The sequence below is a fragment of the Helicobacter saguini genome (assembly GCF_000762875.2).
Classification (GTDB): domain Bacteria; phylum Campylobacterota; class Campylobacteria; order Campylobacterales; family Helicobacteraceae; genus Helicobacter_A; species Helicobacter_A saguini.
Genome location: NZ_JRMP02000002.1, coordinates 78,700 through 100,074 on the forward strand (window position 1 = coordinate 78,700; position 21,375 = coordinate 100,074).

At 38.8% G+C, this 21,375-nt stretch carries 21 protein-coding genes and 1 pseudogene; 9 read left to right on the forward strand and 13 right to left on the reverse strand.

Features of this window, described 5'->3' with window-relative positions:
* The first annotated feature begins 39 nt into the window (after positions 1–39).
* From LS64_RS01480 to radA, 3 genes and pseudogenes are all read left to right on the forward strand, one after another.
* On the forward strand, positions 40–1,560 hold the full coding sequence (locus LS64_RS01480) for an MATE family efflux transporter (RefSeq protein ID WP_202391508.1): 1,521 nt from the start codon (positions 40–42) through the stop codon (positions 1,558–1,560).
* 2 nt (positions 1,561–1,562) lie between these two features.
* Positions 1,563–1,664, forward strand: a pseudogene (locus tag LS64_RS13005) (hypothetical protein); the annotation flags it as partial.
* 168 nt (positions 1,665–1,832) lie between these two features.
* Entirely contained in the window at positions 1,833–3,182 is a 1,350-nt protein-coding gene (radA, locus tag LS64_RS01485; RefSeq protein ID WP_081948424.1) for a DNA repair protein RadA, read from the forward strand.
* Between the two features lie 127 nt (positions 3,183–3,309).
* On the opposite strand, the gene LS64_RS01490 is transcribed toward radA, so the two are convergent.
* Together LS64_RS01490 and LS64_RS01495 are read right to left on the reverse strand one after the other, a co-directional pair.
* Positions 3,310–4,584 carry a TolC family protein gene (locus tag LS64_RS01490; RefSeq protein ID WP_034571328.1) on the reverse strand — a complete coding sequence of 425 codons (1,275 nt, stop codon included), beginning with the start codon at positions 4,582–4,584 and terminating at the stop codon, positions 3,310–3,312.
* 39 nt (positions 4,585–4,623) lie between these two features.
* Positions 4,624–5,553: a ribose-phosphate pyrophosphokinase gene (locus LS64_RS01495; protein ID WP_118949249.1), complete on the reverse strand. Its 930-nt coding sequence runs from the start codon at positions 5,551–5,553 to the stop codon at positions 4,624–4,626.
* Positions 5,554–5,757: 204 nt separating this feature from the next.
* Here LS64_RS01495 and LS64_RS01500 point away from each other — a divergent pair, with 204 nt between their 5' ends.
* Positions 5,758–6,669, forward strand: coding sequence for a PDC sensor domain-containing protein (locus LS64_RS01500; RefSeq protein ID WP_118949250.1), 912 nt, complete (start codon positions 5,758–5,760; stop codon positions 6,667–6,669).
* Between the two features lie 31 nt (positions 6,670–6,700).
* Here LS64_RS01500 and trpA read toward each other — a convergent pair whose 3' ends face one another.
* Positions 6,701–7,495, reverse strand: a complete 795-nt coding sequence (gene trpA, locus LS64_RS01505) for a tryptophan synthase subunit alpha (protein WP_034571108.1) — start codon at positions 7,493–7,495, stop codon at positions 6,701–6,703.
* 150 nt (positions 7,496–7,645) lie between these two features.
* Positions 7,646–8,911 carry an aromatic amino acid transport family protein gene (locus tag LS64_RS01510; protein WP_034571109.1) on the reverse strand — a complete coding sequence of 422 codons (1,266 nt, stop codon included), beginning with the start codon at positions 8,909–8,911 and terminating at the stop codon, positions 7,646–7,648.
* A gap of 2,008 nt (positions 8,912–10,919) precedes the next feature.
* On the opposite strand from LS64_RS01510, the gene LS64_RS13885 reads away from it, so the two are divergent.
* The 3 genes from LS64_RS13885 to LS64_RS01525 all read left to right on the forward strand — a co-directional run bounded on the left by LS64_RS13885 (position 10,920) and on the right by LS64_RS01525 (position 12,672).
* Complete coding sequence (locus LS64_RS13885) at positions 10,920–11,360, forward strand: methyl-accepting chemotaxis protein (RefSeq protein WP_237416339.1); 441 nt, start codon at positions 10,920–10,922, stop codon at positions 11,358–11,360.
* 131 nt (positions 11,361–11,491) lie between these two features.
* Positions 11,492–12,184, forward strand: coding sequence for a Bax inhibitor-1/YccA family protein (locus LS64_RS01520; protein WP_034571111.1), 693 nt, complete (start codon positions 11,492–11,494; stop codon positions 12,182–12,184).
* Between the two features lie 65 nt (positions 12,185–12,249).
* On the forward strand, positions 12,250–12,672 hold the full coding sequence (locus LS64_RS01525) for a hypothetical protein (protein WP_034571113.1): 423 nt from the start codon (positions 12,250–12,252) through the stop codon (positions 12,670–12,672).
* A 3-nt stretch (positions 12,673–12,675) separates the two neighbouring features.
* Here the strand turns inward: LS64_RS01525 and LS64_RS01530 are convergent, their stop codons facing one another.
* The 9 genes from LS64_RS01530 to apt all read right to left on the reverse strand — a co-directional run bounded on the left by LS64_RS01530 (position 12,676) and on the right by apt (position 18,444).
* Entirely contained in the window at positions 12,676–13,455 is a 780-nt protein-coding gene (locus tag LS64_RS01530; RefSeq protein WP_034571116.1) for a thiazole synthase, read from the reverse strand.
* A gap of 75 nt (positions 13,456–13,530) precedes the next feature.
* Entirely contained in the window at positions 13,531–14,271 is a 741-nt protein-coding gene (locus LS64_RS01535; RefSeq protein WP_034571119.1) for an aminotransferase class IV, read from the reverse strand.
* 57 nt (positions 14,272–14,328) lie between these two features.
* Entirely contained in the window at positions 14,329–14,682 is a 354-nt protein-coding gene (gene rplQ / locus LS64_RS01540) for a 50S ribosomal protein L17 (RefSeq protein WP_034571122.1), read from the reverse strand.
* Between the two features lie 241 nt (positions 14,683–14,923).
* Positions 14,924–15,931 carry a DNA-directed RNA polymerase subunit alpha gene (locus LS64_RS01545; protein ID WP_034571125.1) on the reverse strand — a complete coding sequence of 336 codons (1,008 nt, stop codon included), beginning with the start codon at positions 15,929–15,931 and terminating at the stop codon, positions 14,924–14,926.
* Between the two features lie 12 nt (positions 15,932–15,943).
* A complete protein-coding gene (gene rpsD / locus LS64_RS01550) occupies positions 15,944–16,570 on the reverse strand; it encodes a 30S ribosomal protein S4 (protein ID WP_118949251.1) in 627 nt (208 codons plus the stop codon).
* A 9-nt stretch (positions 16,571–16,579) separates the two neighbouring features.
* Entirely contained in the window at positions 16,580–16,975 is a 396-nt protein-coding gene (rpsK, locus tag LS64_RS01555; protein WP_034573928.1) for a 30S ribosomal protein S11, read from the reverse strand.
* Between the two features lie 9 nt (positions 16,976–16,984).
* On the reverse strand, positions 16,985–17,347 hold the full coding sequence (gene rpsM, locus LS64_RS01560; protein WP_034573930.1) for a 30S ribosomal protein S13: 363 nt from the start codon (positions 17,345–17,347) through the stop codon (positions 16,985–16,987).
* Between the two features lie 3 nt (positions 17,348–17,350).
* Positions 17,351–17,464, reverse strand: coding sequence for a 50S ribosomal protein L36 (gene rpmJ / locus LS64_RS01565; protein WP_034573932.1), 114 nt, complete (start codon positions 17,462–17,464; stop codon positions 17,351–17,353).
* Positions 17,465–17,868: 404 nt separating this feature from the next.
* Positions 17,869–18,444, reverse strand: coding sequence for an adenine phosphoribosyltransferase (gene apt / locus LS64_RS01570; protein ID WP_034575176.1), 576 nt, complete (start codon positions 18,442–18,444; stop codon positions 17,869–17,871).
* A gap of 525 nt (positions 18,445–18,969) precedes the next feature.
* On the opposite strand from apt, the gene thrS reads away from it, so the two are divergent.
* Positions 18,970–20,850, forward strand: coding sequence for a threonine--tRNA ligase (gene thrS / locus LS64_RS01575; RefSeq protein WP_419879996.1), 1,881 nt, complete (start codon positions 18,970–18,972; stop codon positions 20,848–20,850).
* On the forward strand, positions 20,847–21,365 hold the full coding sequence (gene infC, locus LS64_RS01580; RefSeq protein WP_034573933.1) for a translation initiation factor IF-3: 519 nt from the start codon (positions 20,847–20,849) through the stop codon (positions 21,363–21,365). Before thrS ends, infC begins: the two co-directional genes overlap by 4 nt.
* Positions 21,366–21,375: the final 10 nt, after the last annotated feature.

Sequence of the window (21,375 nt, forward strand, 5' to 3'; positions counted from 1 at the left end):
ACATTTTTGATAATTTTTAAGGGTGAAATTAAAGTGAATATGGAATCTAATAATACAAATTCTACTATAGAATCTAAGTCGCAAGATTCTAAATATAACATAGATTTAAAAAAAGATTCTAGCCTAGATTCTAAAGAAAATATAGAATCTAAAGCCACGATAAACCTAAGCACGGACAGCATTTTTAAGCTATTTTTAAACTACTTTTTGCCCATGCTTTTTGCGATGCTGGCGATGGCTAGTTACTCCACCGTGGATGGAATCTTTGTTAGCATAAAGCTAGGCGATGACGCGATGAAGGCAATCGTGGCGACTTGGCCCATATTTCCCACGCTTATGGCATTTGCGCTCATGTTCGCACTAGGTGGTGCAAGTCTTATAAGCTACTACTTGGCTAAGGGCAAAAAAGAGCTTGCGTGTCGCATTTTTAGCAGCATTTGCTACCTGCTTTTCCCATTTTCACTTGTTCTTGGAATCCTTTGCTACTTTAACGCCGATAGCCTTGTTGAGCTGCTTGTCAAAAATCTAAGTAGCGAAGTCAAAGCAATGGCAATCGAGTATCTAAAAGGCGTATGTGTCGGGCTTTTTGGCATTATTATGCACCCGATTTTAGATATTTGCGTGGTGAATGATAAGCGTCCGCGATTTGCGATGTTTGCGATGTTTTTGGGCGCGGCGTGCAATGTGATTTTGAATTATTTGTTTTTATTTGTGTTTGAGTTTGGCATTGTTGGGAGTGCGTGGGCTACGATTTTAGGGCATATTATCGGCAGCTTGGTGCTGGTAATTCATTATATTCCTAGTGAAATTCGCGTGAAAATTGCGACTTTTTTTGGCACTAGATTGTGTAATTTTTTAGAATCTAAAAGCACTTTGCTAACTAAAAAGGGCGATTTGTGCTTTACTCGCACTTTTAGTTGGCGGCTTATTTTTCGCTCGGCTAAACTTGGCATTCCCTATGCGAGTAGTGAGGCAAGTGTGGGCTTTGTGATGTGGCTTTATAACGCCACGCTCAAAGGCATCGGGGGTGAATCCGCCCTTGCCATTTATAGCGCGATTTTGTATGCGGGGTTTAATTATTTTACGATTTTACTTGCTTTAGCCGAGAGCATTCAGCCTATTGCAAGTTTCAACTATGGTATGCGAAATTTTACGCGTTTAAGGGCTATTTTGCGTTTTTATATCGTGGCGGAATTGCTTATTTCTATCGCACTTTATGGAATCTTTTTTATTTTTAGCGAGTATATCGCAGCGGCATTTCTAAAAGATATGAGCCTTAAAACGCAGTCAGCGGCGGCTATGAGCGTGTATTTTTTTGGTTTTATATTTTTGGGGATAAACTTAATTATTGCCTTGTATTTGCAAAGTTTGCAACGCGCTTTGGCAAGTTTTATTGTTACGATGAGTTACACATTGATTTTTATTGTGATTTTACTGCCTTTGATGGCGCGTTTGCTTGGCTTTGATGGGGCTATTATGGCGTATCCTATCTCGCAGATTCTGGCACTTGTTACAAGTGTTGCGGTGCTTTACAGGGTTTCTAATAATTATAAGGTGTGAAAATGGCGATAAAAAAGCAAAAAAGTAGTCTTTATGAATGTCAAAATTGCGGATGGCAAAGTAGCAAATGGACTGGGAAATGCCCTAATTGCGGGAGTTGGGAGAGTTTGGTCGAGCTTAAAAAAGAGCAGATTAGCTATTTGCAAAGTGCGTCTAGTTTTGCTGGTGTGAAACGTGGGTTTGAGAGCATTCCTACGCGTTTAGATTCTAATATTTCGCTAGATTCTGTTTTTACGGATTCTGTTTTGCTAGATTCTCAAAAATCGCCTAAAATGATAGGAAATGCGATTGCAATCACAGAGATTATGCAGGAGAGTTTGGAGAAATTTAGCTCGACACAAAGTGAGCTTGACATCGTTTTGGGCGGGGGAATCGTGCGTGGTGGGCTCTATTTAATCGGTGGTAGTCCTGGTGTTGGTAAATCTACGCTTTTATTGAAAGTCGCCGGCTCATTAGCGCAAGGTGTAGATTCTAAAAACGTTATAGAATCTAACGTGCAAGATTCTAAAAAAGATTCTATACAAAATCAAGATTCTAAAAAACTTACAGAATCTAAAACTATAGATTCTAATAACTTTCAAAATATAGAATCTATAAAACCAAAAAGAGTATTATATGTAAGTGGCGAGGAGAGCCTAAGCCAAATAAGAAATCGCGCCCAAAGATGCAACGCATTAAGCCAGAATCTTTATCTACTAAGCGAAATAAATATCGATGAAATAAGAGAAAACCTGCTAAATGGCGGCTTTGAAGTTTGCATAATCGACTCCATTCAAACGCTATATTCACCAGCCCTGAATGCCGCACCGGGCAGCATTTCGCAGGTGCGTGAAATCACTTTTGAGCTAATGCACCTCGCCAAAAGCCTAAATATCGCCATTTTCATCATCGGGCATATTACAAAAGATGGGCAGATTGCCGGTCCGCGCGTGCTTGAGCATATGGTTGATTGCGTTTTGTATTTTGAGGGCGAGAAAAGTAGCGAGCTAAAAATCCTGCGTGGCTTTAAAAATCGCTTTGGGACGACCAGTGAAATCGGCATTTTTGAGATGCGTGAGAATGGCTTGGTGAGTGCGACTGAGGCGACAAAAAAGTTTTTTAGCGGCAAACGCGATATGCCAGGAAGTGCGGCGGCGGCGATTATGGAGGGCAGCCGCTGCATTGTGGTTGAGATTCAAGCGCTCACTTGTGAAAATGAGTTTGGCGTGCCAAAGCGCCTAACTAACGGCTTTGATAGCAACAGGCTGAATATGATTTTGGCGTTGTTAGAGAAAAAAATGGGCATTCATCTGCACCGCCACGATGTGTTTATCAATGTGGCTGGTGGGATAAAAATTAGCGAGCCAAGTGCCGATTTAGCCGTGATTGCCAGCATTTTGTCAAGCTATAAAAATCGCGCTTTGAAGTCAAGCACCGCATTTTTGGGCGAGGTAAGTTTGATAGGTGATATACGCGACATTTCCGCGCTTGAAATGCGATTAAAAGAGCTTGAAAACTTTGGCTTTGCAAAAGCGATAATCCCAGGCGCAAGCGGGGCAAGTAGCAAATTTATCAAAAGTTACAAAGGCGACATAAAGTGCATTCCAGTTGATGAAGTCGCCAAAATCATCGAGTGGATGTAGGGTAAGTTCCATAAGTCTGTCATAAAAAATAAATTTTTATTAATTATGTTAAGTTTATTATTATATTGTATTAAAACCATCTTACCACATTAAGATAAAATGTAAATTTATAGCTAGCTAATACTTCTTACTCCCCGCTCAAACTCAAAAGATTCCAATAAATAATATTCATTTTTGCCAAGATTTCAAGGCGTAAAATTTCGGCTTCAACCTTGTCATTTAGGGCGTTGTAGAACTCTTGAAACAGGTTTGCCTGACTTGTGGCGTGATGGCTATAAAGGTTAATTATTTGCTCATTTGAAGGCAGTAGCACTTTGTTTATCAGGCTAAGATTTTCACTCAAGGTCTTATAATCGTTAAAAAGGCTATAAACATTGTGTTTGACGCGGTTTTGCGTCTCTAAAACAAGGCTTTTTGCAATCAAATTTTGCGACTTAGATTCCGCCACTTTAGCACTCTCAGTGCCAAAAATCGCAAGTGGCAGGCTGAAATTTAGCCCAAACATATCACTGCGATTTGTGCGATACATATATGTAAAGCCGATGTTTAAATCAGGCAAAAACTGCGACTTTGCCGAGCTTATCAAATCATTGCTAATGCTTTCACGCAGGATTTCTGCCTTAATTTCATAATTATTCTTAAGAATAGAATCTAAAACTTTTTCATAATCAATCTCATTTAGTGAATGGCTTAAAATATCCTTAATATCAATGTTTTCTACACTCTCAAAACTCGTCTCACTTATGCTAATATGCGCACTTTTAAGGATGTTGTTTATCTCATTTTGCTTCATTTGCAGTTTGGCTTTCAAAATATTTAGCTTTTGGAGCTGCAAAGGGTTGTAATTGCTTGATTTTAGGCTCTCCAGCACAACATTTACATTATGAATAGCATTATTAGTTGCGTTTAGAATCTCTTTATTCTTATTAATATTAATTGCATTACTAATGAGTGAAAAAATGTATTGATTTTTTAGATTTTTTAGCTCTAAAAGCTTAATTTGAGCTTCTTTTTGCAAGGTATTTGCAAGGATTTTTCGCTTCCCATTTAAGTCAAAACTTTGCTCAATGCCTATAAAAATATTTTGCATATCATTCGCGTTTAGGTTAAAAGGCTGCGTGATTTCCGCGTTATTGTAGCCAAAATTTAGACGCGGATTGTCCCATTTTTTCGCGGCTTTTGCTCTAGATTCTATAGCTTGTATTTCGTAGTTTAGCTGCTTTATTTTTTCATTATTTTCTAGGGCTTTTAGGTTGTAAAAAGCCTTTAAAGAATGCGTGTGGGACGGGTTTTCTTTAGTGTTTTTTGTAGAATCTGTTTTGTTAGAATCTTGGCTGTGATTATGCGTTTGCGAAAATAATTGCAAAAAAATCAACATTATAAAAAATATAACTTTTTTCATATTAAATCCAAAAAATTGTAAGTTTATAGAATCTAGATTCTATATAAACAACGAATTTACGCTTTCGTTATGATAGATTCTACGCACGACTTCCGCAAATAATGGGGCGACAGATAGCACCTTAATCTTACTTGAATCCTGCTTTAAAGGGATAGAATTACTCACAATCACAGAATCTAGCACGCTATTATTTATGCGCTCATACGCCTGTCCGCTTAGCACAGGATGCGTGCCTATTGCCATTACACTTGCCGCGCCCCGCTCTTTTAACACCGCTGCAGCCTTACACATAGTCCCCGCCGTATCAATCATATCATCAATCAAAATCACATCCTTCCCGCTCACATCGCCGATAATATTCATCACCTCGCTCTCATTTGCTCTCTGTCGCTTCTTATCGACAATGACAAGGTCCAAGCCCAGCCCATCAGCAAAATATCGCGCCCGCGAGACGCCGCCGATGTCAGGACTAGCGATGATGGGATTTGCCAGATTTTTATGCCGCACATAATCTCGAAAAATTATCGCGCCATAAAGATTATCCACAGGAATGTCAAAAAAGCCCTGAATCTGCCCAGCGTGCAAGTCCATCGTAATCACGCGATTTATCCCCGCACTCTCAATTAAATTCGCCACAAGTTTCGCGGTTATCGGCACACGCGGCGCGGCTTTGCGGTCTTGACGCGCATAGCCAAAGTAGGGAATGACCGCATTTATCGAGTTTGCACTGCTGCGGCGAAAGGCATCCGCCATAATGAGAAGCTCCATAAGATTGTCATTTGTGGGCGCGCAAGTGGGCTGGACGATAAAGACATCTTTGCCACGCACAGATTCACTAATTTGCACATTGATTTCACCATCGCTAAATCGCGTGAGTATCGCCTTTGAGAGCGTGCAGTCAAGGTGCTGGGCTAACTCCTTGCTAAACTCCTTGTGCGCACTACCTGTGAATAATTTAAAGCCTTTCATCGCATTGTCCTTTGTGTGTTTTAATATAGATTCTAAAATGAATTATTGTAGCAAAAAATATGCTTGAAATTATATAAACCAATTATTTTGACCTATCAACTTACTTTTATGGTCAATGTTTTAACAATAAACTAATAAAATTAGATTTAGATTTATCTTTTAGTTTATCTAAAATCTATAAATTCACTAACAAAAAGGACTTTTATGCTATCACGCGATATTGTAACCTATTCTAAGACGCGATATGAGCTGCGCGCGTATATGTGCTATCTTTTTACGCAAAATATTAAGAATTTTATGCCAAGTGTTAGCCTAGATGTCGTGCAAAAGGGCTTAATGAAAATCAAAAGTGAAATTAAAGACTTTGATTCTATGTATATTTTGGATAAAAATGGCACGCAAGTAAGCGATACCTACCAGCACGATGAAGTGATAAAAAATGATGGTAAAAATTTCGCAAATCGTGCGTATTTTTACGAGGCGTTGGACGAGCAGCGATGTATTATCACAAATCCCTACCCATCGCGTGTGGATGGCAATTTGGTCGTTACCGCCGCCTATCCTGTGTATAATCACGACCATGAGTTGCTCTTTGTCGTGTGTATCGATATTCATTTGCAGGACGCCATTAAGATTAGCTCGCCTAGCTGGTTTTTTGGCTCATTTTCGAATTTTAGCATTGCGATGTATTTTATTTTTTCGCTTTCGCTTTCTTTTATCGCGTTGGTGCTGACGATTAAGGGTATGGTGAAATTTTGGTCGGAGGATTTGCTAAGATTTGATAATTTTAAGATTGAGGATATTTTTGAATCTACGATTTTGCTAACTTTGGCGTTGGCAATTTTTGATTTGGTCAAAGCGATATTTGAGGAGGAAGTGCTAGGCAAAAATGTCGGGCAGAAAACCTACACCGTGCATAAAACCATGATTAGATTCTTAGGCTCAATCATCGTGGCACTCGCCATTGAGGCGTTAATGCTTGTGTTTAAATTTACCATTTACTCGCCTGAAAAGCTGCTGTATTCAGTCTATCTAATTGTCGGTGTAGCCGTGCTTTTAATCGCTTTGGCTATCTATGTCAAATTCGCCTTTAGCGCGCAAGATAGTGATGAGTAGGGTAGGGTAGAATCCATTAATAAAAAATTTATTATTTTAGATTTTCAAAGATTATATTATCATTTATGCCAAGCAATCTAGCGCTCGCCTGCGTCATCGCCTTTGTCAAATCGCTAGATTCTATATTCTTATTAATCTCATTGACAAAATAGCTACCAGCCACCACGCCATAGATTTTCCCACGCAGACGCGCCACTTGCGAACTATCATTAATGCCAAAGCCTAGCATAATCTCCTTTCCCTCCAAGCGACAAATCTCATTTATACTCTCAATATACTCCAAAACCTCGTTATTTAGGGCGGTTGTCGCACCTGTAATGCCATTTCGCGCGATTACATAAATAAAGGGCGCAGCACTCCCACAAGCAATCTCACGCACGCGTTTCACAGGCGTTAGCGGCGCGATAAGCTCGATAAAATGCAAATTATTCTCATAGCACAAATACCGCAGATTAAAATCATCTTGCCCAAAGCTAAAATCAGGCACAATCAGCCCATACGCACCAGCCTTTTTTAGCTCGTCAATAAACGCGGAAACGCCGTAATTTAGGATAATATTCGCATACGTCATAACCAAAATATGCTTATTTGTCTTGCACAGCTCACGCAGCACGATAAAGCCATGACGCGCGCTAAATCCATGCTTAATACTATAATCACTCGCATTTTGGATAAGCAGCCCATCGGCATTTCCATCGCTAAAAGGGAACTGCACCTCAAGGAAATTTGCCCCACCACGCAAGATTCCAACCCCTGCCTTCAAACACGCATCAATGCTAGGATAGCCCGCCACGATATGCCCCATAAGCTCGATTTTATTCCGCATTTCACGCCCTTTTTAAATAGTTTATATTTAAACTTAATTTAGATTCTAAAAAATAACAACAGACAATACAAAATCGACTAAAATAAATAAAAAATTATAAAAATATAGAATCTATTTGGAATATCTCAAGAATGCAATATAAATAATAATTCATCCGCTAATAATGGCGATGAGTTTATCCAAAAAGCCATATTTTGCTGCGATGCTAAAGACCGTGGCACTTAAATATACGATTACAATGGTAGCTTTTGCACCAAATGTAGTAAGAAATGCAGGGCATACCCAGCTAGCCTGCATATCGCCTTTTTTACGCGAGTTTTGCAAGATTAAAATCGGGAAAAAGCTAAGGATTAACGCACCCACGACACCAGGCCAGTAAATCGCATCCTGTATAGAATCTGCCACACGCAAAAGCACAAAAAATAGCGGCGGTAAGCTCACAAATAACAAAATAAAAAACCGCAGCCTCAAATTATTATCCGCGTCCTTATTTAGCTGGTCGGCGATATTTGTGATAAACATCCCGCCTAAGCCCCAGTAGCTAGTAAGTATCGCAAAAAGCCCAAAAAGATTCGCAATGATAAATGCCCAATCACCGATTGCCCGACCCCAAGAGAGCGTCACGACTTCCGAGATATTCGACAAACCCTCAAGCACAATAGCCGATAGTGGCACAAGAGCCAACATCGCAAAAGTGATAAAATTGCCAAGCAAAATCGCCTTTGGTAACATCGTAGGCTTGTGCGAGAAGCCACGCGCCATCTCAGGCACGATATATTGAGATGAATACACAAACACGACCGTGTTAAAAATAGGCAAAATCGCACCCAAACTCCAGTGCATTTCAAGCGTATTTGCGAAATTTATATCCGCCTTAAAAAATGTCGCAATGATTAGCACGACTAAAATCACAAACATTATGCCTACAACTTGCTTTTCACCGCGTCCTATCGCCTTTAGCCCTAGCCAAAGCACGCCCGCTGCTGGGATAAAAAACAAAAGCGAGCCAAGATAGTGCGGCACGCCAAAAATATCATGCATTACATCGCCAGCTGCCTTTTCATACGCGGTGAGCGCGCCATAAGATGTGACGGCGACTGAGATAAACATTAGGTATTTTGCCACAGGACCGATATATCGCACGGATAAGCCTGTAAGCTGCAAGTGGGCTTTGGTTCTTAACGTGGCTTCGGCGATGTAGAGCATTGTGATTGTGCTTAAAATGCCGCCGATTACTAGCCAAAAAAGCAAGGGGAAAAAGCCTGCGTGCTTTGCGGTGTGGGCTATGCTAAGGATGCCGATACCGATATTTGTGCCAACTAGCATTGAGACGCCCTCCAAAAATGTTAGCTTTTTTGTCTTTGGGTGTCCTTTTAGCTCGGAGATAAACTCCTGCTCGATTTCTTTTAGTTTCATTTTTGTCCTTTGTTTAGAATCTAGATTCTATAAATAACCTTTTTATAACTATTTTTATTCTACACAAAATTATCGATTATGCGTTATTTTAAAAGCCTATGTAAAAAATACTTTTAGAATCTTTTTTGAAAAAAAACTTAAATATTCGATATACACGCATTTTTAAACACTTTAAAATATGTAACATTTTTTAACATTGTAATAAAAGTAAATTAAATAATATTGTATAATACGCTTTTTGCTTATCGTGTTTTGATAAAATTGCATTTTAGTAGAATCTGCGATAAGTTATAGAATCTATAGAAACAAAAATAGAATCTAAAGTAGAATTTCAAACGCAGATTCTATAGAATCTAAATACAAAAAGCCCAAGCAAAAGGAGATGTGAATGCCAAACACAAAGATAAAAAAGTCGATGTCCCTTGCGACAAAAGTCCTGCTTTGCACACTTTTGACCACTGCAGTGTGCGTTACTGCCCTTTGTTTTTTTGTGTTGCTAAGTATGAAATCTCGCGAGGGCGACAACGCTAAGGAAAATATGCTACTTATGTCAAAGTATTATGGTAGCAGCATTTCAAATGAGATAAATATGGGTTTGCACCTGTTTCACGCGTATGCAGATTCACTGAATACTTATCGCGATTTTGCTCCTGAGGCTATTTCTAATCGTATTGGTAGCATTGTTAAGGATAGTCCTAGCGTTACGCATGGCTTTTTGTATCTGCGTGATAGGGATTATTCGCACTTAGATTCTAAGTATCATTTGGGAAATGAATTGCTAATTATTGCAAATGATAGCGGGGGGCATATTGATGCGCCGACAAAGGATATTGCGGAGTTGCCGACTTTTAAAGATGTGCTTAGCTCACGGCAAATGCAAATTAGCAATCCGCTTAAGATTAAGCTAAATAATGAAGAGATTTATGCCATCATTTTTGCCTTTCCTATTATCGCAAATGGCGAGCTTGTCGGTATGTTAGGTGGTATTTTTGATGTGGGGAAAATTGCTGAATCTTTTATGAAGATTCCAAGTAATTTAAAGGATGCGCGCGTTTTCACTACGCAAAATGGCACGATTATCGCCGCGACTAATACTAAGATTTTGGGGGCGACTTTAGCCCAGCTAGGCACGATTCAGCCGCATTTAAAGCCTGTGGTAGAGCGCGTTATGAATAAAGAGGAGCTAATGGTAGAAGTCGTTGATACTAGCAAACAACGCACTTTTGCGGCGCATTCGAATATGGATTTAGACCTTTTTACTGACACTGACTGGCATGTGATTACGTTTATTCCGCGTGATTATGTGTTAAAAGAGTATTATTCACTGCGGCTGCAGACCATTTTTGCAAGCTGTTTTGTGCAAAGTGTGCTGTTAGTCGTGCTTGTGACATTTATGCGACTGCAGATTATTAATCGGTTGCATAGATTAAATGAGTTTTTGATGAAATTCTTTAAATATATGAATCACGAGGGGCAAAAGCCAGAGCCACTGAAAGTTAAAAGCTATGATGAAATCGGCACAATGTCGCAGGTGATTTCAAATAATATTGAGAAAACACAAGAGAGTTTAAATAAGGATACACAGCTTGTAAATGCCGCTATTCAGGTCGTAAAAGATGTGGAAAATGGTAACTTGCAAGTGAAAATTGAGGGCGAGACGAATAATCCGCAGTTAAAAAGTTTGCGTGACGTGCTAAACAATATGCTTGAGGTGTTGCAACACCGCATAGGACGCGACTTGAATGAAATCAAACGTGTGTTTGAATCTTATAAGAGCCTAGATTTTACCACTGAGGTGAAAAGTGCGTATGGGAATGTGGAGACTACGACTAACATTTTGGGCGAGGAGATTAAGAAAATGTTGCAGACTTCTGCTGGCTTTGCTAAGACCTTAGAGGCGCAATGTCAGCTGCTAGAAGATTCAGTAAAAAAACTTACAGAATCTACTAATACGCAGGCTAGTAGCCTTGAGGAGACGGCAACGGCGGTAAATGAAATCTCATCATCAATGCAAAATGTGAATAGTAAAACGCACGAGGTAATCTCACAAAGCGAGGATATTAAGAATGTAACGGGCATTATCCACGATATAGCAGACCAGATTAACCTTTTGGCACTAAATGCGGCAATAGAGGCGGCAAGGGCTGGAGAGCATGGACGTGGCTTTGCCGTTGTAGCCGATGAGGTGCGAAAACTAGCGGAACGCACACAGAAATCGTTAAGCGAGATTGAGGCGAATACAAATGTGCTAAGCCAAAGCATTAATGATATGGTGGAATCTATTAGGGAGCAAACCACAGGCATCGAGCAAATCAATCAAACGATTTCAGGGCTAGAGGAGACCACGCAAAATAACTCAACCATTGCTGAGGAAACCCAAACCATAGCAAACAATGTAAATCAAATCGCCACCGACATTTTGGATGATGTGAATAAGAAAAAGTTTTAATGGAGATGGCCTAATAATTTTCTATACTGTCTTACTATAAATTCCTAAAATCCATTTAAATAATTTATATTTTTATTCTTTATTAATAATTCTTAGCTATCATAACAAAACTTTATTCAAAGGAGATAGAAATGAGTTTGTATGATAGAGATTACAACAAGCAGCAAGATGTGAATATCGCGTCAAGTTACAGCGATACCGCACTTGTGAGCTTTGTAAAGACGACTTATAAGTTTTTGGCGGCGAGCCTTTTTATCGCCCTAATTGGCGTGCTTGTGGGATGGCAGGACATTGCGATGGTTTATCAGTATAAGTGGGCGTTGTTTATCGGCGAGTTGGTGCTGATTTTTGCGTTAGGTTTTGTGCAGGATAAGCCGGGTGTGAATGTCGTTGTGTTCGCGCTTTTCTCGTTTATTAGTGGGATGACGCTTGTGCCGCTTTTGGCTATGGTAATGATGAAAGACCCTGCTATTATCGCTCAAGCTCTTGCTATGACTATGATAATCTTTGGCATTATGAGCCTTTATGCGCTTAAGACTAAGCGTGATTTGGGCAATATGGGCGTGGCGTTGTTTTGGTCTGTGGTTGTGATTTTTGTGTTTGGTCTTTTGAATATGTTTATTTTCAAAAGCCCTATGATGCAGTTTGCGATTGCTAGCGTGGTGGTGATTATTTTCAGCCTTTATATCGCGTATGATACGCAAAACATTGTGCGTGGGCGATATGATAATCCGCTAATGGCAGCGATTGGCTTATATTTGGATATTCTAAATATTTTCACTGCTTTGTTGCAGATTTTGGGTATGAGTAGTAGTAAAGATTAAGATTCTATGATTTTTAGAATTTTTATAGAATCTTATTATAGATTCTATAACTTTTAGGTTTTATCTTGCACTCTTTTGATAGCTTGGCATTATATAGAATCTTGGATGCGAATCTTAATCGCTTGAAAGAAGCACTGCGTGTGATTGAAGATATTATGCGATTTATCTATGATGAGAAAGATTGCACAAGTAGGCTTAAAGCATTGCGACACAGGGCAATTTTAGCCTGTGAGAGTGAGCTTTTGCAAAGTCGCGATGTGATAAAAGATGTAGGGAAAACTAGCATTGATAGTGAGTGTGTGCGTGAAAATTTGCAAGGGGTATTGAGTGCGAATTTCCACCGCGCATTTGAGAGTGCTAGGGTGTTAGAAGAGATTCTAAAGATAGAATCTTGCCACAGCTTTGGCGACTTTGCGACATTTAAAGCTATTCGCTATGAGTGTTATAATTTGCATAAAGAGATTTTGTGCAGTCTATCTATCCATTAAACATCACAAATTCAAATTCGGCATAAAGTCCGTGGGTGAGCTTGCCGTGGCGTAGGGCTTTTTAGGTATGCGACCTGCTTTGTAGCTTAGACGCCCTGCTTCTACGGCGAGCTTCATAGCCACCGCCATTTCAATAGGGTCATTTGCTAGGGCAATCGCGCTATTGCTTAGCACGCCATCAGCCCCCAGCTCCATAGCAATCGCAGCATCACTAGCACATCCCACGCCCGCATCGACTATCACAGGGATTTTTACCGCTTCTTTAATAAAGGCGATGTTGTAGCGATTTTGGATACCTAAGCCGCTACCGATAGGCGCAGCCAGCGGCATTACAGCCGCCGCACCTACATTTTCAAGGCGTTTTGCCATAATGGGATCATCGTTTGTATAAACCAAAATCTTAAAGCTCTCTTTTGCTAGAATCTCGGTAGCCTGAAGCGTTTCTAGCACATCAGGGTAGAGCGTCTTTTGCGTATCGCCGATAATCTCAAGCTTGATAAAATCAATGCCAACGCCCTCCCTAACAAGGCGAAATAGCGTGATGGCTTCTTTTGCGGTCACACACCCAGCGGAGTTTGGCAAAAATGTGATATGCGTATCCTTGAAATAATCAAGCAAATTTGGCGAGTTTTTATCCATGATATTCACGCGCCGCACGGCAACGGTTATCATTTCCGCGCCACTTGCTAAGGTCGCTTCTTTTGTTATGTCGAAATTTTTATACTTCCCGCTTCCTACGATTAATCGTGATTTAAATTCTTTTCCTGCGATAATTAGTGGCATTTTTTCTCCTTTTTATAGCCTAGATTCTAACATAAAAATATAATTTTTTAATTCGTAATGTATATTATATTAGAATCACTCCTGCAGATTCACTTGCAAAATTCCACGAACTGAATTAACACAAAAAATTTTTTCTGCGTTCAATAAATCTTCCATATAAATAATGGTTTCTTTACATATCTTAGAATCTAAAAGTAACTTAGATAAAGTTCCACGAAGTAGTCCGCTTTTTACATTTGGGGTAAGATAACTTCCATTGAATTTTATAATAATATTACTCCTGCTACCCTGCGTTAGTTCATGTTTTTCGTTAAAATATATATAATCAAAACATTTATTTAGCTGTATATCACCAACCGAATCTTTAAATATATTTCTATTTGTTGTTTTATGATACAAGAATATATTATTAGAATTTATAATGTTTTTTGAAATAATAATATTGCTATTTGCAAATTTATTTAATTGCAATACTTCATAAATAAGATTTCCATCACATTTTAAAATTAATTTCAAAATATAGTTTTTATTATCTAGCTCCATGGATTCTAAGCCAAGCATTTTAGAAAAATCTTGAAAATTGAACCATAAATTATCTATTTTTTTAAATTTGTCTAAGGTTAAAGATGTCAACTTTATATTTTTATTCACGAAATACGAAAAACTACTATCAAAAAAAATTTTAAACTTAGATAATAAATTAAAAGTATTAAAATTTAAAATCTCAGCACTTTTTAACATGCGATGTAAATGATGGTTTAAGATAAAAATCTTATTATTTGAAACCAACATCGTTTCAAATATATCGTATTGCATCCCAATTCCATATCTTTTTGAAAGTTTTGCAGAAAAAACTCATGTAAATTTTAGAATCTATTCCACAAATTCAATGATTGCCATAGTGCTGGCATCGCCGCGGCGTGTGCGTGTGCGTTGGATTCTAGTGTAGCCACCATTGCGATTTGCGTATTTTGGAGCGATTTCATTTATGATTTTTTTAGTCGCATCCTTATTTTGCAACTCCGCAAATACTAGCCTATGCGTGTTAGAATCTGCATTGCGCGAAGTGCTTATTAGCTTTTCAATATGACTTTGCAATTCTTTTGCTTTAAACACGCCTGTTTCAATCTTGCCATGCGTAATTAGGGCAATGCTAAGATTTTTTAGCAGTGCTTTTCTGTGTGAGCTAGTGCGACCTAGCTTTCTGTATCCATGTTTATGTCTCATTTTTTATCCTTTAATAATAATTTATAGAATCTAGATTCTATCCACTCTAAAAAAAGGGTGGTGGGTGGGCGTTAGGAATAAAAATATTTTAAATTACTTTTATCTATTTTAAGCCCTATCGCCACTTAAGGTAATTTATAGAATCTAGATTCTAAATCTCAATCCAAAAGGGCAATAGGGTTAAAATATTTTAAATTACTTTTATCTATTCGCACCCTACCACCCTTTAAGGTGTTTTTACCTACGCCTTAAGCTTCGCTAATCGTTTATTTAACGTAATAGCCAAGTCATTTGGCAATTCCTGTCCTACGTTATAGCCTAGCTCGGCTAGCTTTTGTGTGATTTCATCAAATGAACGTTTGCCTAAGTTTTTGATATTCTTAAGCTCACTTTCATTCATTAGCACCAACTCGCCGATGTATTTAATGTTTGATTTTTGCAAACAATTGCTAGGACGATGCTCAAGGTTTAGAATCTCAACACTCGATAACAACGTCTTTAGCTCTGGACTATCATCATTCAAGCGATTATTGCTTGTCGGCACATCGCTCAGCTCCGCGCCAAATACGCTCATTTGCGAGTGCATAATCCCTACCGCTTCCTTAAACGCATCCATAGGCTCTACCTGTCCATTTGTCTCAATATCAAAGACGATTTTTTCAAAGTTAGGATTACTCTCATGTAAGACATTTTGTATCTCATACACAGCCTTTTTAACCGGCGTGAAATACGCATCTAGCGGGATATAATCACTACCAACGCTCTCTCTAATATCTTCACTAGGCACATAGCCGATACCCTTTTGGATAATCAAAGAAAACTTCAGCTTTGCCTCCGCATTAATACTAGCAAGGTGAGAATCAGCGTCAATTACGCTAATTATCTCATTACTCAAATGCTTACCCAAAAGCTCCATCTGCCCATCAAACTCGTAATCTAGCTCGAATTTATCCTGCTTTTTAAAATCATCATTTATTTTAAAATTTAGATTCTTAAGATTTGAGATAAATGGGGCTACATCTTCTGCCACGCCACGCACTGAATCAAACTCGTGTGCTACGCCATCAATCTTAATTGCCGTTGGCGCGTAACCAACGCAACACGATAGCAACAATCGCCGAATAGGATGTGCCACAGTCACCGCAAAATTTGGCTCAAATGGATATGCGTGCAAACGAATATGATTAGGCGACACCTCGTCTATCTCTAGTCTCTCTGGGATATATGGTCTTATCTTTATACTTTTCATCACACTCTCCCATTATTTAGAATATAGCTCGACTATCAATCTCTCTTCGATTGGAATCTCAACTTCACTTCGCTCTGGATTTCTCGTAAAGATTCCAAAGCGTTTATCTTTGTCAATATCAACCCAAGGGACAAGTCCTGTTTGCTCGGTTAAGTCAAGAGATTTCGCAATTTGCGCGTTATTTTTACTCTTTTCCTTAATCTCGATTTTCTGCCCCTGCTTTACCACATAAGAAGGAATATCCACACGTTTGCCATCTACTAGCAAATGTCCATGCGTTACAAGCTGCCTTGCAAATCTCCTAGTAGTCGCAAAGCCCATTCTATACACGACATTATCAAGACGCGTTTCAAGCAAGCGAATTAGATTCTCACCTGTATTGCCCTCTTGCCTATTTGCCTCTCTAAAAATGGAGCGGAATTGCTTTTCGCTTATTCCATACATAAACTTTGCCTTTTGCTTTTCACGTAGCTGCAAACCATAATCGCTAATTTTTCCCTTGCGTTGTCCATGCTGTCCTGGTCCATAGTTTCGCTTCTCAAGTGAGCATTTACCCGCTATTCTACGCTCCCCTTTTAGTCCCAAAGACATACCAAATCTACGCTCGATTTTCTCAACAGGTCCTCTATATCTAGCCATACTTCCTCCTTACACTCTTCTTCTTTTAGGCGGACGACAGCCATTGTGTGGCAGTGGTGTTACGTCTTTTATCCATAGCACTTTCACGCCCTCTGTCGCGCCCACACTCTTAATAGCAGTCTCGCGTCCGCTACCTGGTCCTTGCACCTTGATACCGACTTCTTTGATACCATGCTCTTTTGCCTTTAGCATTGCAGATTCTACAGCTTGTTGCGCGGCATAAGGCGTAGATTTTTTACTACCCTTAAAGCCCAAGCCACCAGCAGTAGCCCAGCATATCACATTTCCCATTTCATCGGTAACCGTAATATTAGTGTTGTTGAAAGAAGCGGAAATACACACGATTCCCTTAGCAATATTTTTTCTAACAACCTTTTTTTTCACATTCGCTTGTTTTTTCGCCATTGCCTCTCCTTACTTGCTACCTACGGTTTTCTTTTTACCCTTGCGTGTGCGTGCGTTATTTTTAGTCGTTTGACCGCGAACGGGCAGACCCTTTCTATGACGCAACCCACGATAACTACCCAAGTCCATCAATGCCTTAATATCCATTGTTACTTTTTTACGCAAATCACCCTCAACCATGTAGCTTTCTTGAATCTTTTTAGCAATCCGTGAAACTTCATCTTCGCTGAGATCATTAACTCGCTTATCAAAAGAAATATTTACAGCATTCAAAATGTCCCTAGAACTTTTCAATCCTATACCATAAATATAAGTTAGGGCGTATTCAACCCTTTTCTTTTTTGGCAAATCTACACCAGCAATCCTAGCCATATTTTATCCTTGTCGTTGTTTATGTTTTGGATTCACGCAAATGACGCGAACCACACGCTTTCGTTTGATAACTTTACATTTATCGCACATCTTTTTGACCGATGGTCTAACCTTCATACCTTTTCTCCTTATAGAATCTTGCAAATTAGATTCTAATATTATCTAAAATTTCTAACTTTTTTTACAAAAAATTATAAAATTTATAGAATCTAAATTAATATAAAATCTAAACTTGCAAATCCCATTTTTATTAAAAGCTCTCAATCAATAAAAAAATAAAAACCACGCAAAACCCTTAAAAGCACTACATTTTTTCTTATAAAATATAGAATCTTTTATAAAATTTTAGCCTAGATTCTAAAACTCATTTTATCAACCAAAAGCCCTTAAATCTATCTTTTTAACCCAAAAATTGAATTAAACTTAAGATTATATAAAAAAAAGTTTAATTTTGCAAGGAATCAAAGCCAAGTTCATTAAAAAATAAGACTTTGTTAAATATGGTTACATCAAACCAAAATCTACTTTTTAGAATCTGGCTCTACATCAATTAGTGGGAAAATGTGCGTTTTAGATTCTAATTCCTTGCGTTCTTTGCTTTCGCTAAACTCAGTCAAATTGATAAGGCAAGGAAACTCTATACATTTTGCCTCTAGCTTTGTGATAAGTTTCAACGCCGCATTTGCCGTGCCGCCTGTGGCTATCAAGTCGTCAATCAATATCACATTCACGCCCTTAATGCCAGCAAACGCGTCATCTTTTATCTCAATAGAATCTTTGCCATACTCCAAACTATAGCTTTGGCTCAAAATCTTGCCGGGCAGTTTGCCTTTCTTGCGAATAGGCACAAATCCCGCCTGCAGCGCGTAAGCAAGCGCACTTCCAAGAATAAATCCACGCGCCTCAATGCCTACCACATACTCGATTTTGTAGCTTTGATAGCGGTTTGCAAGCATGGCTATATACTCGCTAAAAAGCTTGCCATTATGCAGAAAAGTCGTGATGTCCTTAAACAAAATGCCCTTTTTAGGAAAGTCCGGCACATCAGTAATTGCCGCCTCAATCTCCTCTCTTAGCGTGGGCGTGTGTTTAGCCATTTTCACATCATTATGGCTTTGCTCATCGATTGCCAAATCCTCGATACTAAAGGCATTCACGGGCTTTTCAAGCTCTTTACTTTTCTTTTTTACCATGCTTTCTTTGAGAAAATTCAGTCGGTGAAACATAACCATTCCTTTTATAGAATCTACAAAATGAATAATAAGTAAAAATCAATTATTTTTAGTAAATATGCTATAAGATTCTATAAAATCTATTTTATTACAAAAAGTTTTAATGTATAATTTTGCTTTTATTCACAAAATTTTAAAGGAAGTATTTTGGGACATAATGAAATTATCGGTTATATTTATAAAGATTCTATTATTGATACGCAAACAGCAAGTGAAATCGGCTTAAATACACAGAATCTAGATTCTAAAATAGGGCAAGATTCTAAGAAAAATATAGAATCTAATAAAGCAGATTCTAACAAAACACAAGATTCTAAAGAACACATAGAATCTAAAGCCAAAGATTCTAAGAGCAAACAGAATCTAACAAAAGAAGATTCTAAGAAAAATATAGAATCTAATAAAGCAGATTCTAAAGTTTCCAACAAAACACAGAATCTAAACACGCAAGATTCTAAAAACGCGTTAGATTCTAACAAAACACAGAATCTAGATTCTAAAAACACAGAATCTATAACCCCCATATATTTTGATGATAGCAAGGAGGCACACGAAATTATCCGCCACACTTGCGCACACCTTTTGGCGGAGGCGATTAAGGCGTTATATCCAGAGGCGAAATTTTTTGTAGGACCTGTAGTAGATGAGGGTTTTTATTATGATTTTAAAATAGATTCTAAGATTAGTGAAGAGGATTTGCCTAAGATAGAATCTAAAATGAAAGAAATCGCAAAAAAGGGCGAAAAGCTAGTGAAAATCCACCTAAGCCGAAGCGATGCTGAAAAAAGATTCCATAATGACGAGCTAAAACAAGCCGTTATGAGCCGCATAAAAGGCGATAACTTTAGCATTTATAAGCAGGGCGATTTTGAGGATTTGTGTCGTGGTCCGCACTTGCCAAATCTTAAATTTTTACACGCTTTTAAATTAACAAAACTTGCTGGAGCGTATCTTGGGGGTGATGAGAGTGCTGAAATGCTAACGCGCATTTATGGCATTGCCTTTGCGGATAAGGAAAATCTTAAAAAATATCTTTTTATGCTAGAAGAGGCTAAGAAACGCGACCATAGAAAGCTTGGTAATGAAATGCAGCTTTTCACATTTGATGAGCAAGTGGGCGCTGGGCTGCCTATTTGGCTACCGCGTGGTGCGCGCATTCGAAGACGTTTAGAATCTTTGCTGACAAAAGCCCTAATCCACAATGAATACGAGCCTGTGCGTGGTCCTGAGATTTTGAAAAGCGATGTGTGGAAAATTAGCGGACATTACACAAATTATAAGGAAAATATGTATTTTACGACAATTGATGATGTCGAGTATGGTATAAAGCCTATGAATTGCGTTGGGCATATAAAGGTGTATCAAAGCTCTGTGCGAAGTTATCGCGAGTTGCCGCTTAGATTCTATGAATATGGCGTGGTGCATAGACATGAGAAAAGTGGCGTGCTGCACGGGCTTTTACGGGTGCGAGAATTTACGCAAGATGATGCGCATATTTTTTGTCGCGCAAATCAAATTGAATCTGAGGTAAATAACATTATAAAATTTACTCAAAAGATTCTAAATGCGTTTAATTTTAGCTATGAAATGGAATTATCCACGCGTCCAGAGAAGTCTATCGGTGAAGATTCTGTATGGGAGAGTGCGACCCTTGCGTTAAAAAACGCATTAGAAACAAATAAGATTCAATACAATATTGATGAGGGCGGTGGTGCATTTTATGGTCCAAAGATTGATATAAAAATCACTGATGCGATAGGGCGAAAGTGGCAGTGTGGCACGGTGCAAGTGGATATGAATTTACCAGCGCGTTTTTCGCTAAGTTTTATTGATGAAAATAATGAGCATTCGCAACCGGTGATGATACATAGGGCTATTTTAGGGAGTTTTGAGCGATTTATTGCGATATTAATCGAGCATTTTGGCGGGGAATTTCCTTTCTTTATCGCGCCAACGCAAGTCGCAATTGTGCCGATAAATGAGAATCACGAAAAGTTGGCACGAAAATTGCAACTAGATTTGCGTGATGTTGGAATCTATGCTGAGATTTCGCCTTTGAAAGACTCGCTAAATAAGCGGATTAGAAGTAGCGAGAAGCAAAAGATTCCATTTATTGCAATTATCGGGGATAAGGAAGTGGAAAATGCGTCCTTAGCCCTGCGTGATAGGACTAACAAGTCGCAAGATTCTAAAGAATCTTTGCAGTATGACATTGCAATTAGCGACTTTTTAGTCAAGGTAAAAAATCTAAATAGTGAGGTAAGTTTTTGAGTAAAGATGATACTTTAGTGAATAATCAAATTCGCTTTGAACAGGTGCGATGTGTGAGTGAAGATGGCGAACAGCTAGGCGTTATGAGTAGCAAGGAAGCGCAAAATCTTGCAAATGAGCAAGGGTTGGACTTAGTGTGTATCTCGCCAAATGCGACCCCGCCGGTGTGTAAAATCGTGGAGTTTGGCAAGTATCGCTACCAGCTTGAGAAAAAACGCAAGGAAGCTAAAAAGAAGCAAAAGCAAGTCGAGGTCAAAGAAATCAAGCTCTCCACGCAAATCGCACAAAATGATATAAACTACAAGGTGCGGCATGCGCGTGAGTTTTTCGAAGAGGGAAAACATGTGAAATTTCGCGTATATTTGCGTGGGCGTGAAATCCAAAATCCCGGACAGGCATTTGAGATTCTAAAAAAAGTGTGTGCTATGGTAGAGGACTTAGCCCACGCGGATAAAGAAGCCAAAGTCGAGGGCAAATACGCTAGTATTTTGATGTTGCCGAATAAGAAAGCGTAGTTAGTAGTTT